This is a genomic window from Gracilibacillus orientalis, from assembly GCF_900114645.1.
Classification (GTDB): Bacteria; Bacillota; Bacilli; order Bacillales; family Amphibacillaceae; genus Gracilibacillus; species Gracilibacillus orientalis.
Map to the genome: position 1 here is coordinate 253,984 of NZ_FOTR01000005.1, position 14,618 is coordinate 268,601.

17 protein-coding genes and 1 riboswitch are annotated in these 14,618 nt (G+C 37.3%); of the genes, 12 read left to right on the forward strand and 5 right to left on the reverse strand.

All coding sequences use genetic code 11. The annotated features are described in order from the left end of the window. Nucleotide 1: 1 nt before the first annotated feature. From BM121_RS11650 to BM121_RS11655, 3 genes are all read right to left on the reverse strand, one after another. On the reverse strand, nt 2-976 hold the full coding sequence (locus BM121_RS11650) for an ABC transporter substrate-binding protein (protein ID WP_245780790.1): 975 nt from the start codon (nt 974-976) through the stop codon (nt 2-4). A 359-nt stretch (nt 977-1,335) separates the two neighbouring features. Next, entirely contained in the window at nt 1,336-1,503 is a 168-nt protein-coding gene (locus BM121_RS22290; protein ID WP_217649314.1) for a hypothetical protein, read from the reverse strand. Nucleotides 1,504-1,789: 286 nt separating this feature from the next. After that, complete coding sequence (locus tag BM121_RS11655) at nt 1,790-2,956, reverse strand: iron-containing alcohol dehydrogenase (RefSeq protein ID WP_091483810.1); 1,167 nt, start codon at nt 2,954-2,956, stop codon at nt 1,790-1,792. Between the two features lie 229 nt (nt 2,957-3,185). Here BM121_RS11655 and BM121_RS11660 point away from each other — a divergent pair, with 229 nt between their 5' ends. Continuing rightward, nucleotides 3,186-3,605: an organic hydroperoxide resistance protein gene (locus BM121_RS11660; protein WP_091483811.1), complete on the forward strand. Its 420-nt coding sequence runs from the start codon at nt 3,186-3,188 to the stop codon at nt 3,603-3,605. 245 nt (nt 3,606-3,850) lie between these two features. Here BM121_RS11660 and BM121_RS11665 read toward each other — a convergent pair whose 3' ends face one another. Together BM121_RS11665 and BM121_RS11670 are read right to left on the reverse strand one after the other, a co-directional pair. Next, entirely contained in the window at nt 3,851-4,168 is a 318-nt protein-coding gene (locus tag BM121_RS11665; RefSeq protein ID WP_091483812.1) for a hypothetical protein, read from the reverse strand. A gap of 148 nt (nt 4,169-4,316) precedes the next feature. Beyond that, complete coding sequence (locus BM121_RS11670; protein ID WP_091483813.1) at nt 4,317-5,516, reverse strand: CynX/NimT family MFS transporter; 1,200 nt, start codon at nt 5,514-5,516, stop codon at nt 4,317-4,319. A gap of 147 nt (nt 5,517-5,663) precedes the next feature. Between BM121_RS11670 and lepB the strand changes: the two genes are divergently transcribed. From lepB to BM121_RS11725, 11 genes are all read left to right on the forward strand, one after another. Then, nucleotides 5,664-6,212 (forward strand): signal peptidase I, encoded by a 549-nt coding sequence (gene lepB, locus BM121_RS11675; protein ID WP_091483814.1) that lies wholly within the window; start codon nt 5,664-5,666, stop codon nt 6,210-6,212. A gap of 59 nt (nt 6,213-6,271) precedes the next feature. After that, a riboswitch (TPP riboswitch) is annotated at nt 6,272-6,379 on the forward strand. A gap of 109 nt (nt 6,380-6,488) precedes the next feature. Then, nucleotides 6,489-7,178, forward strand: a complete 690-nt coding sequence (gene tenA / locus BM121_RS11680; RefSeq protein WP_091483815.1) for a thiaminase II — start codon at nt 6,489-6,491, stop codon at nt 7,176-7,178. Nucleotides 7,179-7,180: 2 nt separating this feature from the next. Next, nucleotides 7,181-8,005, forward strand: a complete 825-nt coding sequence (thiD, locus tag BM121_RS11685; protein WP_091483816.1) for a bifunctional hydroxymethylpyrimidine kinase/phosphomethylpyrimidine kinase — start codon at nt 7,181-7,183, stop codon at nt 8,003-8,005. Continuing rightward, on the forward strand, nt 8,002-8,787 hold the full coding sequence (gene thiM, locus BM121_RS11690; protein WP_091483817.1) for a hydroxyethylthiazole kinase: 786 nt from the start codon (nt 8,002-8,004) through the stop codon (nt 8,785-8,787). Before thiD (BM121_RS11685) ends, thiM begins: the two co-directional genes overlap by 4 nt. Nucleotides 8,788-8,790: 3 nt before the next feature. Continuing rightward, nucleotides 8,791-9,441, forward strand: a complete 651-nt coding sequence (thiE, locus tag BM121_RS11695; RefSeq protein WP_091483818.1) for a thiamine phosphate synthase — start codon at nt 8,791-8,793, stop codon at nt 9,439-9,441. Nucleotides 9,442-9,501: 60 nt separating this feature from the next. Further along, nucleotides 9,502-10,026 (forward strand): type 1 glutamine amidotransferase domain-containing protein, encoded by a 525-nt coding sequence (locus BM121_RS11700; protein WP_091483819.1) that lies wholly within the window; start codon nt 9,502-9,504, stop codon nt 10,024-10,026. 204 nt (nt 10,027-10,230) lie between these two features. After that, nucleotides 10,231-10,707 (forward strand): DUF456 domain-containing protein, encoded by a 477-nt coding sequence (locus BM121_RS11705; RefSeq protein ID WP_091483820.1) that lies wholly within the window; start codon nt 10,231-10,233, stop codon nt 10,705-10,707. A gap of 27 nt (nt 10,708-10,734) precedes the next feature. Continuing rightward, nucleotides 10,735-11,523 carry a bifunctional hydroxymethylpyrimidine kinase/phosphomethylpyrimidine kinase gene (gene thiD, locus BM121_RS11710; RefSeq protein WP_091483821.1) on the forward strand — a complete coding sequence of 263 codons (789 nt, stop codon included), beginning with the start codon at nt 10,735-10,737 and terminating at the stop codon, nt 11,521-11,523. A 290-nt stretch (nt 11,524-11,813) separates the two neighbouring features. Then, nucleotides 11,814-12,731 (forward strand): ABC transporter ATP-binding protein, encoded by a 918-nt coding sequence (locus BM121_RS11715; RefSeq protein WP_091483822.1) that lies wholly within the window; start codon nt 11,814-11,816, stop codon nt 12,729-12,731. Continuing rightward, entirely contained in the window at nt 12,724-13,671 is a 948-nt protein-coding gene (locus BM121_RS11720) for an ABC transporter permease (protein WP_091483823.1), read from the forward strand. Before BM121_RS11715 ends, BM121_RS11720 begins: the two co-directional genes overlap by 8 nt. A 24-nt stretch (nt 13,672-13,695) precedes the next feature. Then, entirely contained in the window at nt 13,696-14,124 is a 429-nt protein-coding gene (locus BM121_RS11725) for a DUF4064 domain-containing protein (RefSeq protein WP_091483824.1), read from the forward strand. Nucleotides 14,125-14,618 lie beyond the last annotated feature (494 nt).

Here is a 14,618-nt window from a genome sequence, read left to right on the forward strand (position 1 = left end):
ATCACTTCACAAGAGCTTCTTCTACGTGGTCAATCATTGTTTCCATAGATAAAACACTTCCGAAAGTCCATATGCCTGCACCAACATCATACATCGCACCTTCTTGTACAAAATAAAGTGAATTCCATGCTTCATTTCCTGCTAAGTTATCAAATAGTGGATCATCTTTTTGTACTGTATGTAAGAATAATGCTTCCTCATAATTAGAAACAGTTTCCACATTAGATTCAACAAAACCACTAGATTGTACACCTTGATCTTGAATTTTATTTGTTAAGCCAACACCTTCAAGTACTTGGCTTACAAGAGAGTTTGGTGTGAATAGTCGAAAAGTTGGTGTCTGATTCACTGAATAAGCTTGTGTAAAAACAAAATCTGTCATTGGTAGATTAGCAGCTTCAATGTTTTCCTTCGCTTCTTGCATGCTTTCCTTTAAATGAGTAATGCGATCTTCTGCTTTTTGTTCTTTTCCAACCAATGTTGCAGTCTTCTGTAATGTATCTATCATATGGGCATATAAATCTTCCTGTGCTTCTTGTGATGTACTATCATACATTACCACAGGTGCAACTTTCTCAAGTTCTTCTTTGAAATCGCCTTGATGCCCTTTTTTACCAATAATGACATCTGGATTTAGGTTAGCGATTTCTTCTATGTTTGGTTCTGTTCGAAGTCCTACTTCTGTGACACTATCATCTAATTGAGCATCTATTGTAACCCATTTATTAAAATTCTCAATATCAGCTACCCCTACAGGCTGTATGCCTAATGCTAACAATTCTTCTACTATACTCCATTCTAATGCCACAACTCTTTTTGGAACTTCATCAAATGTTTGTTGACCAAACCCATCTTCAATCATAATGCTTTGGCTTTCTGTTTCTTCTGTTTCCGAAGCGGTTGTTTCATCGCTCTTTTGCATACATCCAGCTAAGACAAGGATGCCCAATAGTAAAATAATCATAATTTTTTTCATCATTAACAACTCCAATTTGTAAAAATTTGCAATCTATTCAGTCTGTGTCTAGTTTAATAGATTGATACAGTCCTTATATTTAGTATAATGCTACTAAAATGGATTTTGATTAAAGGATATGACGTCCATTTTGTTCTCATCTGGAATACCTCTTGTAGGTTGTTGTCATCACTTCTAGAGGAATACCATCCAATTGTTGTAAATGTCTAATCAGTTGCTTTATAATTTTTTTAAGACTGCCGATTGTTGCTTAGTATGAAGGCGTTCATATGTAATAACGTGCACACAGTTACATCAATCAGTGGGAAGCTGATTATTTGTGGCACTATCTTGATCTGTAGGATTATTTTTGAAGTGGATTAACGAATAAGTTGTCCTTCTAAAAATGGCTCTACTTCTCGCTTTAAATATTTGTGCAATTGTTTTATCACTATAGATCTTCCATAACTGTAATGGTGTTGAGAATAGATGATGACAATATCACCATAGCCGACAAGAATGTTATGTTGCCTGTTTTGGAAATCCACCCCCCTCTAACGAAAATGATTATCGTTATCAATTATATGTTATATGTGTTTTGAAAGTTTGTCAATTACTAGAAGGAAGGGGTTATAGAGGTGTGCAATTTTGTGTTGTTCATATCGTAAATACCAGTTCATTATTTCTTTTAAATAAATACAATAGTAGTGTCAAAGATTCCTTTATTGACTAAATTTAGTCAATAAAAAATGCACCTTCCATCATTAGGTAGTTCCTAATAATGGAAGGTGCATGATTTGTCAATTTTCTGTTACCCCTCTAAGGATTATTCATTTATAAGGAAGCCTTATAAATGGCAATCGCATCATCGCGATTTAGATTCTTGAAATTACCGAATTCAGGTCTTGCGATCACGGTTTTGTCTGCCATTTCCTCGAGAGTGTCCTCACTAATATCATAATCAGCTAGGCGAGATGGCGCGTCAATACTATTCCAGAATGCTCGAAGTTTAGCGATTCCTTCTAAGCCAACTTCTTTATCTGACTTACCGTTTGGATCAACATCAAATACACGTACTGCTAATTGTTTAAAACGACTTACGTTTTCATCGATCGCATATTCCATCCAATTTGGGAATAGGATCGCTAGACCGCCACCATGTGGAATGTCATGTACTGCTGAAACGGCATGTTCCAGGTTATGTGTTGCCCAGTCACCATGATAACCCATGTTTACCATCCCGTTTAATGCCATCGTACCATTATATAAAACTGTTGCACGATACTCTTCATTTTCAGGATCTTCTAATAATTTTGGAGCTGTTTCTACCATCGTTTGTAGAATTCCTTCTACCATACGATCCTGTAATAATGTATTTGCTTCATGATGGAAATAATGCTCAAGTGCGTGTGACATAATATCTACCATGCCATAAACCGTTTGGTCTTTTGGCACTGTTTTAGTGAATACAGGATCCAAAATCGAGAAAGCAGGGAAGGTATAAGGACTGCCCCAACCATGTTTTTCATTTGTTTCCCAATTTGTGATTACAGATCCATTGTTCATTTCTGACCCAGTGGCTGCCAGAGTTAAAACCGTACCAAATGGAAGTGCATCTGTTGTGGTCGTTTTTTTTGTAACAATATCCCAAATATCATCATTTGATGTGGCACCTGCAGCTATTGCTTTTGTACAGTCAATTGTACTACCGCCACCAACAGCAAGGATGAAATCTATTTTTTCTTCTTTGCAAATTTCAATTCCTTTACGTGCTGTGGTTACACGTGGGTTTGGTTCAACACCGCTTAATTCAGATACATTTTTATTTTCTTTCTTCAATATATCAATGACCTGGTCATATAATCCGTTTCGTTTAATACTTCCGCCACCGTAGACAAGAAGAATATTATCTCCGTAACCTTGTAATTCTGTTTGTAAGTTTTCTAATTGCCCTTGACCGAAATATAACTTCGTAGGGTTATGAAAAATAAAGTTTTGCATTTGCTTACCTCCTTGGAATCAACATTCACTTTTAAATATGGCAATAATCTCAGTTTGTGTAAAGTATTATGCTTTTATGTACAAGAAAGAATAGCTTGGCAAAGTAGATAAATTTCTCCATTCTGATTCAATAAAGTGTTTAATAATTGAAGGAACAGGAATAGTATTGGTAGAATGAATAATATAGAACAAAAGCAAGTGTTCTAATTAATTTGAAGGAGTGGATAGAGTGAGTAACAAATTATTTACATCCAAAGCAACTGCACAAGGTGGCCGTGACGGTCATGTAAAATCAGATGACGGTTTAATTGATTTAAACCTGGTAAATCCAGCTGGTGATGGTGATGGGACAGGCTCTAATCCAGAACAATTATTTGCTGCAGGTTATTCTGCATGCTATGACGGTGCTTTGAATCTAATGGCATCAAAACAAAAAAAAGAGATTGAATCTGCTATTACGTCAGAAGTTAGCTTAATAAAAGATGAAGCTGACGGAGGATTCAAAATTGGTGTGGTACTAAACGTAGAAATCAAAGGCGTATCACAAGAGGAAGCAGAAGAATTGGCAAAGCAAGCACATGACTTCTGTCCATACTCCAAAGCAACAAGAGGCAATATTGATGTAGAATTAAAAACGAAAGCTGTATAAATATAGAAAGAGCACGGTGTTCCTAAACACCGTGCTCTTTTCTTATCATGGTGAAATATCTTACATAATACTCCACTTCAATAATTAGAATCAAAAGAAGTCTCACTTTATTACGAACGATTTTTAAAGTAATCTGAAAAAGCATGAAAAACTTCAATTCCCTGGTACAGCCAGACACTCACTGCTGCAAAAGAGAATAGACCGATGATAAAGAATCTAAACCACATGATTATACCTCCTTCAGTTTAGTTTTGTGGAAGGGGTACAAATGTGATCAGATAATTAGATTGATAAAACACCGCATGTAGATAATGTCGAGATACAAACGATTGTTGAAGAGAGTAAATAACCGTGAAAAGTAGTAATGTTCCAATCAATACTCGGTCTTCATTTAAAATACCTTTGTCTGCAGCTGAATCATGATGATCTGCATCATAATAATAAGTAGCATGTAGTTCATCGTTTAATTCTATATTTAATGTTACATCAGATTGATGACTTGATAATGAGATTAAGTAAGAAATGGTTAACATCATCATGACAAGAATGAGAGATTTTCTCATAAGTTCAACCATCTCCATTTCTTATTCATAAATCTAGTATACACCCGATGTACAGCTGGGTAAAGTTACTTTCATTATAATTTACATTAGTTTTATCACGGTGTTAATCTTCTGTAAAGTCCCCACTTATAGCAGTTTTGCTTTATCTTCATGATTGTAATACTTTTTTATTTCTACTTGCCCCTAAACCGAATCCAATCATAACTAATGTAACAAATAGTATCGTTATAATAGAAGGTTGCCAATGGTTTGTTATGTCAAAGATAAGGCCGATGACTATCGGTCCAACCGATGCTAACAGGTAACCAAAAGATTGGGACATACCTGATAATTCAGCAGCTTGTCTGGCATTAGAGGTTCTTAGTCCAAGCAAGGCTAATGCTAAACTTATACTTGCCCCTAACATAATTCCAATGAACGTAATAGCAATGGTTGATCCGATTACACCAGGCTCAAAATACAATATGCTATAGCCGATTAGCCCAGACAACCCAAAAACTGCAACGACCGGTTGTTGGTTTTTTAGTTTTCCTGCAATAACAGGTGTGAAGAAAGTAGCAGGCAGGCTAATAAATTGCATGTATGCTACATACCATCCAGCAACTGATCCTGAAAACCCATTGGAAATTAATATTTCAGCTAACCATGATATCGTCACATAAAATAAAAAAGACTGTAATCCCATAAAACAGGTGACTTGCCAGGCAACAGGTGAGCGTAATAATTGGACTGTACTTGGTTCGTACAGTTCACTATCTTCTTTAAGTGGCGCTTTATTCATTGTAAATAGCCAGATAATAATACCGATAATCGTTAATATACTCCAGCTGGCTAAAGACCAATTCCAGCCAAGTCCAGCCGTTGTGGTCAGTGGTACACTTAAACCAGAGGCTAATGCTGCAAAAATAGACATGGATGTTGTATAAACGCCGGTCATTAAACCAATTTTACCTGGGAAATTACTTTTGATAAGGCTTGGTAATATGACGTTAATGATCGCAATGCCGACACCAATTAATACGGTACCGACGAATAATAATGTAATGGATGCTGTAGAACGAATGCAAATACCAATTAATAATGTAATAAGACCATAAAGTAATGCTTTTTCGTTGCTGGTCCGATTGGCAATCCGTGGTGCAATAGGTGACATAAAGGCAAAGGCGATGAGTGGCAGACTGGTTAAAAAGCCTGCACTCCAATTGCTAATTGATAAATCTTCACGAATAATTCCAATAATGGGACCGACAGAAGTGATTGCAGGTCTCAAATTAAAGGCTAAAAGAATAATGCCAATGATAAAAAGGAACGTATAATGTTTTTTTGTTAAAAGTGAATCTCTTTCCATTTTTTCACCTTATTTCTATGTTTTTATTAACAACTGTCATACAGAATATGCTAAAATAAGTAATAAACTATCAGTAGAATTTGCATTATAATAGAATAACATACATGAATCTCAAGTGGAAGTTATCTATGATGAAGGAAGGTCTATATGGAGAATAAGGTCGTTAAAGAATTACTTTCATGGTTGAAGGCTTTGTTGGTTGCTGTTATTATCGTATTTCTGTGTCGGCACTTTTTGATTACACCCTCCGTCGTGAAAGGTGAATCGATGATGCCGAACTTAGAAAACGGAGACCGGATTATTTTAAGTAAGATAAGTGAAATAAATCGTTTTGACGAAATTGCCTTCGAAGCACCGGATTCGAAAGATAATTATGTGAAGAGAGTAATAGGCTTTCCTGGTGATAAGCTCGAAATGAGAGATGATAACCTATATATTGATGGGGAGCTCTATGAAGAAGTATATCTTGATGACTCCAAATCAGCACTTTCTGAAGGTCAACAGCTGACAAATGATTTTACACTTAAAGAATTGACTGGTAAGGAAAATGTTCCTGAAGGCAAATTATTTGTGTTAGGCGATAATCGGAGAGTTAGTAAAGATAGTCGTGAATTTGGCTTTATTGACGAAGAGGCCGTCATTGGAGATGTTAAAATGCGTATCTGGCCGATTGATTCATTTGGGATTATTAATTAGGTGACGGGAAACTTGACAATTTATCGTTTCCGTGTTTAATTGGTAATAACTTCATAATAAAATTCCGCTAGGGGTGCTGCACGAGCAGCTGAGATAAGAATAGTGTTCTTAATCCCTTTGAACCTGAACTGGTTAAAACCAGCGTAGGAAAGCGGAGTCGGATGATGTGTGGAATACATGCATCTTATTTTTTGATATAAACAATTCAAAAAGCCGCTCCGCTAACCGCGAGCGGCTTTTATTATGGAAAATATTATTTATCTGGAGGCAGGAGAAATGACATTTAGTCAAGAATTGCGTGTAGCGGCAGATGATATTTACCAAGGTATTTTTCAACATCCTTTTGTAGTTGGAATTGGGGAAGGGAATCTACACAAAGAAGCGATCATTCATTATGTGAAAGCGGATTTTGAGTACCTTAATGCGTTTATGAACATTTATGGTATTGCAATTGCGAAAAGTAGTACAAGAGAAGATATGACCTATTTTTATGAAAAAATCGGTTTTATTTTAAATAGTGAAATTCATCCCCATCATAATTTGTGTCGTGTTGCAGGAGTTGACTATGATGAATTGCAAGGATACCCTCTGCCGCCGACAGCTGATCACTATGTAGCACACATGAAAAGCGTAGCACAGCAAGGAAGTATAGGCGAATTAATTGCAGCATTGTTACCTTGCCCATGGACTTATTTGGAAATCGGACATGAGTTAACAGATAAATACCAACCAACAGAAGAACATCCTTTTTATGAATGGATTACATTTTATGCAAAAGAAGAAACAGCGTCCGTTACAACAGAACTATGCGAGCGTTTAGATAAATGGGCTGAACAAGTCGGAGAAGCGGAAAAAGAACAAGCAAAGCTAGCCTTTATTAAAAGCTGTCAGTTAGAGTACTTATTCTGGGAGATGGCTTATAAGGTGGAAACGTGGCCATTTTCGTTAGATGGAAAGGGGAAATAGAAATGGATAAAGTGGCATCAGCACTCACGATAGCTGGAACCGATCCTTCAGGTGGTGCCGGTATTCAGGCCGACTTAAAAGTGTTTCAAGAGCAAGAAGTTTATGGTATGAGTGTTATTACCTCCGTAGTAGCGCAAAACACACTAGGTGTTCAAGATGTACAGCATTTGAGTGTTGATTTTATTGAAAAACAATTAGATGCCGTGTTAACAGATATTCAGCCACAAGCAATCAAGACAGGGATGATTGCTACTGTCGATATGATGAAATTGATAGCTGGAAAACTAGCGAAATCTAATATTCCTTATGTTATTGATCCGGTAATGGTAGCGAAAAGTGGTGATTCCTTGATGGACGAAACATCAAGGCAAGTAATTCGTAATACGTTGATTCCTCTTGCTACAGTAGTAACACCAAATGTACCAGAAGCGGAAATTTTGGTAGGTTTCGAAATTCATCATAATCAAGATGCAGAAAAAGCAGCGAAAGTAATTGTGGATGATTTAGGTGCAGAAGCTGCTGTTGTTAAAGGTGGTCATCTAAAGGGGGAAGCTGTGGATGTTTTATATGATGGTGAAAATATTCACTATTTAAAGGCAGATCGTTTTGATACGAAACATACGCATGGAACCGGCTGCACCTTTTCAGCTGCCATTACTGCTGAGCTTGCAAAAGGCAAGACAGTAAAAGATGCAGTAGTCATCGGCAAGGATGTTATTACAGATGCCATTCAATATCCGTTGGAATTAGGCCATGGATATGGTCCAACAAATCATTGGGGCTACAGGTTAAAAGGACTACCCCAACAAAGGGAGACATCTAAGTGAGTCATTTAATTGAAGAAGTAAGAAAGCAGCAACCATTGATTCATAATATTACAAATCAAGTAGTTATGAATTTTACAGCGAATGGCTTATATGCTGTTGGTGCAGCACCTGTAATGGCGCATGCCAAAGAAGAAGTGGAAGAGATGGCGCGGATTGCAAGTGCTGTCGTATTAAATATTGGAACATTAACAAAAGAACAAGTCGATGCGATGATTTTAGCAGGTAAATCTGCCAATCAAGCAGGAGTACCTGTAGTGTTAGACCCGGTTGGAGTGGGTGCCACCACATTCCGCACAGATTCCGCAAACCGTATCTTACAGGAAGTAAAGGTAACATGTATCAGAGGTAATGCAGGGGAAATTGCTAATTTAGCGGGAGTAGATGCGCAAGTTCGTGGTGTTGAAGGTTCAAGTGATATCGATGTACAAAAATTAGCTAAGTTAGCTTTTGAAACATTACAAATACCGCTTGCTATCACAGGAGAAAAAGACGTAGTTGTTGATCAGGGTGCGCAAGTTAGTATTTCAAATGGCCATCCACTCCTAACAAAAGTTACTGGTGCAGGCTGTTTATTATCAGCTGTTATTGCGGCCTTCATATCGGTAAGTGATCATGTGACAGAAGCAATGAGTGATGCCATTAGCTATTATAATGTGGCAGCAGAAAAAGCAGCAGAAAAGCATGCATATCCAGGTAGTTTTCAAGTAGCTTTCCTGGATCAACTGTTTGAAGTAGATGGAGCAGCAATCAGCAAGAAAAAACGGATAAATAGGAGTCTCTGAACAATGGAACGTAATTTATTGCAAGTCTATTTTATTCTCGGAAGTAATAATACAGAGGGAGACCCTTTATATGTGTTGGAAGAAGCGTTAAAGGGTGGGGTTACTCTGTTTCAGTTTCGCGAAAAAGGTCACAGTGCACTACAGGGAGAGGATAAAAAACAATTGGCGATGCAGATGAAAGAGCTATGTCATTTATATCATGTCCCTTTTTTAGTGAATGATGACATTGAATTAGCGCTAGAGATAGAGGCAGATGGTGTTCATGTAGGACAGGACGATATGTCGATAGATGAAGTGAGAAAAGTGATTCCCAACAATTGGGTTGTTGGAGTGTCATCGACGAAAATCAAGGAAGCAGTTCAGGCAAAAAAAGATGGCGCAGACTATATCGGCGTTGGTCCAATATATAGCACGAATACCAAGGAAGATGCGAAAAAACCAATTGGAGCTGAAGGTTTACAAGACATAAGAAAACGAGTCGGAGACCTACCGATTGTGGCTATTGGTGGTATCCACTTAGGACACGTGATTCGACTGATGCAAGCTGGTGCCGATGGAGTCTCTGTCATTTCAGCCATTAGTCAATCCGTTAATCCGCAGACTACAGCAGGTACTTTTTTAAACCACGCAAATTATTTTGCGCGGATGCAATGATTCGATAATATGGGGTCACTTTTGATACACTAATACTATCAAAGTGAAGGAGGTAATATTGTGCGTCTTGAAAATAAAAAAGTAATTGCTCTAGTGGACGAAGATTTTGAAGACTTAGAACTATGGTACCCTATTTTACGTTTGCGTGAAGAGGGTGCAACAGTAGATCTGATAGGAAAAGAAGCCAATCAAAAATATATTGGAAAATATGGTGTTCCAGCAAATTCTGATTATGCTTTTTCCGATATAAATGCAGAAGATTATGATGGTATCTTAGTGCCAGGTGGATGGGCACCAGATAAACTAAGAAGATTCCCGGAAGTATTAGAAATGGTCCGTTATATGGATCAAGCGAAAAAACCGATCGGCCAAATTTGCCATGCGGGATGGGTGCTGGTTTCTGCTGGTATTTTACGTGGCAAAAAAGTAACCAGTACACCAGGCATTAAAGATGATATGACGAATGCCGGTAGCTTATGGAGTGACGAACCGGTCGTAACAGATGGACATCTTATTTCGAGCCGTCGCCCACCAGATTTACCTCCATATGTGAAAGCATATGCTGACTTTTTAGCCAATCAGTAAACAAACTTGATCTTACAGGGATTTCCTTGTAAGATCTTTTTATACTATTAGAAAAACATAATGGAAAAAGAACATTGGTGACTTTGTTGTGATCTTTTATGGGTGATAATCGACAAATCTTTCGTGAAACACTTGCTGATGATAGTCTCACTTTATCTAGTGTTGTAAAGGGTTTTTCTAAATTGTAGATTGGAGTTTTGAGATATGGAAATTGTTTGGTGGATATTGATTATCGCTTGTTTTATATTGGCATTTGCGGGAGTTATTTTTCCGATCATTCCGTCAGTACTGGTGATATGGATTGGCTTTTTTATTTATCAATTTGCACTTACGGCTGAGAATATTGGATGGATCTTTTGGGTGGCGATGGCTGTTTTAACATTACTGTTGATATTTTCCGATATTATTGCTAATAGCTATTTTGTTAAGAAATTTGGAGGCAGTAAGACAGGAGAGCGGATGGCAGCTGTCGGGGTGATTGTTGGTTCATTTATTATCCCGCCATTCGGTATTATTATTGTTCCATTTGTATTAGTGATTGTAACGGAAATGGTTCAGAAAAAAACAACACAAGAAGCATTTAAGGCAGCGCTAGGGTCCTTAATTGGATTTCTAAGCGGAACCTTCGCAAAAATTATTATTCAATTGATCATGATTATCTGGTTTTTCATCATTATTTAATCGAAGTCAGACATCGAGGTGTTACAAATGAAACGAGTATTAACAATAGCTGGAGCTGCTGCTCAGGGAAGTGCTGGTATTCAAGCGGATCTGAAGACATTTCAGGAACGAGATGTATATGGTATGTCAGTAATTACGGCAACAGTGGCTAATAATTCAAAAATGAATCAAGGGATTTTTATTCGGAATATAGAAGAGATTGAAGCACAATTTTACGCTGCCACAGAGATGGTTGGTGTAGATGCTGTTAAAACAGGTATGCTTTTTTCTACTGAAATTATTGAAAAAGTAAGTCGATTGCTTGAGGATATTCCTGTACAATATAAAGTAGTAGATCCAGTAATGATTGGGAAAATGGGGTCACAACTATTAGCAGATGATGCGATTGAAGTATTAAAGGAACAATTAATTCCGCAAGCAACAGTTATTACACCAAATCGGTTAGAAGCAGAGAAATTATTAGGTCGAGAAATTCCGTCGGAGCTGGATGCTCTAAAAGAAGCGACGAAGGAGTTATATGATCTCAAACCTCAATCAGTTTTATTAAAGGCTGGCAATGTTGCAGGTCAGGCAGTTGATATTTATTTTGACGGACAGGTGTTTGAGGTATTTCGAATGCCTTTGATTGACACTGTACATACCAGTGGAGCCGGCTGTACATTTGCTGCTTGTCTAACAGCGGAGTTGGCGAAAAATGTACCGATGACAGAGGCCATTGAGACGAGTAAACAGTTTGTACATGTCGCTATTGAGCATGCATTGGCGTTTGGAAATGGTATTGGGTCAGTGAGACATGGTGCGGCCAGACAAAAATAATCAAAATAATAAAAAATATATATTAATGGGCAGCTTTCTTTTCATATTTACCCAAAACCAAAAAAAGAGCAGCTGCCTAAGGGCAACTGCCAATAAAGATAGAACAAATAAGATAGATAACAACTTTAAAAGAAGTAGTATATGCGGACTGCTTCTTTTTTAATGTTATCTTACCTAACATTAGTTGTTATATATAGTATCATAATAGAAAGTTGCTAGAAAATCAAGTGAATATGAAACGAAATACGGTGTTATTACGTATAGAATATGGAGTAAAGAGGAGGTGCGATATGACCACATCAATGGAATTACAAGATGTGCATAAATCAATAGGAAACAAACAGATTATCAAAGGTTTGAATTTTACGATTAAAAAAGGTGAAGTGTTCGGGTTTTTAGGACCTAACGGAGCGGGTAAAACGACTACTATTCGCATGATGGTTGGTTTAATGAATATTACATCAGGTGATATTAAAATTAATGGAATCAGTATTAAAAATAACTTTAAAGAAGCAATCAGGCATGTGGGAGCTATTGTAGAAAATCCAGAAATGTATCCTTTTATGACGGGGTGGAAAAACCTTAAACACTATGCTCGCATGATACCGGGAATTACTGATGAAAGAATAAAAGAAGTAATTAGATTAGTAGGTTTAGAAAAAGCAGTTAATGAGAAGGTTGGTAAATATTCATTAGGTATGAGGCAGAGAATGGGGATCGCCCAAGCATTACTACATAATCCTTCTATCTTAATATTAGATGAACCAACTAATGGTTTGGATCCGTCTGGTATACGTGAAATAAGAAGTTACATAAGAAATATGGCAGAAAAAGAACAGGTATCGGTTATCGTATCCAGTCACTTACTATCTGAAATAGAATTAATGTGCGATCGAATTGGTATTATTAAGAATGGTGAGTTAATTACAGTAGAAGAAGTGCAGGATACAAGTACAGAGAATGACGATGTTACTGTCAAACTAGACCTTGACGATAACGAAAAGGCGATGACTATTCTCCAAGATCAACTTGAACTCGAAACCAAAATAGTTCAAGAGCGTGTGGTGGCAAATCTTCCAAAAAGTTCAGTACCACAATTGGTGAGAAAATTAGTGGAGGAAGATATAGCAATCTATGAGGTAGCAGTAGAACGTAGTAGATTGGAAGATAAATTCTTTGAGTTGATTGGAGAGAATACCATTGCTTAACTTTATATCGTTATTAAAAAATGAACAAATGAAGCTTTATTCGCGATTCGGTACTTGGTCCATGTTTATCATTTTGGCAGGCATTCTACTTGTTGCGGCTCTCATTGTATTTGTCTTTGGAGATGCAAACGAAGAAACATATAGTGAGAATTGGAAAGAGCAGCTTACTCAAGAAAATGAGGAATTCCTTGAGGTGAGCGAGGAACAGGAATATGTAGGATTTGATTCTGAAATAGCAATTAATGAATATCATATAGAGAATGATATCAAGCCTCATCCCTATGATGCTTGGCAATTCACCCTTGCGAACGCCGAGGTATCCATGATTATCAGTTTATTTACAATTATTGTGGCAGCTGGCATTATTTCTAATGAATATCGCTGGGGAACAATCAAATTATTATTAATTCGCCCGATATCCAGAACCAAAATTTTATTTTCGAAATTTGTATCGGTGCTCATCTTGTCTGTATCTATGCTTATCTTTTTATTTATTATTAGTTTAGTCATCGGTGCTATCTTCTTCGGTATCAATAGTTGGAACCCTGATTTAGTTCAAATGGGTGCAGGTGGAATAGAAGAAGTCTCTATTTTTACAGAAATACTAACACAATATGGCTTAAATATGGTAAATTTAATTATGATGGCAACATTTGCTTTTATGATTTCGACATTGTTTAGAAGTAGTGCAATGGCGATAGGGTTAGCCATATTCTTAATGTTTACAGGAACTACCATTATTAACTTTGTAGCAGAGTACGATTGGGCAAAATATATTTTATTTGCTAATACAAATTTGGGCCAATATTTTGGTAATGGCAGTCCGATTATTGACAGTATGACACTAGGATTTTCTATTACAGTGCTAGTTATTTACTTTGTGTTGTTTTTACTAGTTTCATGGCTATCATTTACAAAGCGTGATATTGCAGGAAATTAATATATATAAGGGGAGTAGAGAATAATGAAACGAACAGTCGAGGTAGTATTAGCGATTATAGGAGCATTTGTATATTCACTGGGAGCTTTATTTGGCGGATTGTTTCGCATGTTAGAAGGTGAAGATGAATTGATGCAGGACTTCCTGCAGGATCCGTCACTTACGGAAAGTGATATGGCAGATGCACAGGTGTTTTTGGATTGGATGGGTTCGATTGGAACCGTGTTGATCGTAGGTTCAATTATTGCTATTGTTGCAGGTATTGTTGCGATGATCTTCTTTAAAGGAAACAGTAAACCAAAAGCGGCAAGTATCATTTTACTCGTGGTAGGCGGAGTGACAACAATCATTACTTTTGGTGGCGCAATATTCGCAGGTATCTTCTATATTATAGCCGGTATTATGGGACTTGTCCGAAAACCGAAACAAGAAATAAATATGGATCAATATTAAGAAACACTGTCTAAAAAAAGACTAACAAGCTTAAATCCGTTTCAATCACAACTGAAACGGATTTAAGTTTTTTTAATTTAAGAAAGCTCAAAATTGCGCACAAACCATAAACTGCGAAGTAACTGGACAGGGCTTTGCGTTGTTCCATTCTTTTTTTGAGAAGTGTTGTCATTCGCTCCGGCAGAATACTGCGCTTTCCATGGGCACGGCCTTAGCCTCCTCGGAAAGCAAAAGTCGCTTTCCTGCGGGGTCTTCGGCTCGTGCTGTTCCCATAGGAGTCTCCGTATTCTGCCTGCGCTATTTTTGTTCTCTGATTATAGAAAGAAATGAACTCATGGAACTAAACTTTTCTGTTTTATTACAGTGCTAATCGGTTGTGAATGCCCCTTAGCATAGCCGTACCCTCTCATGCTACAAATGGGGGAGAAATCGACTGGTTGATTTCGGATTAGTGTTGTGGAGCATATCTTAACGAAGGCCGCCCACTTCCACTC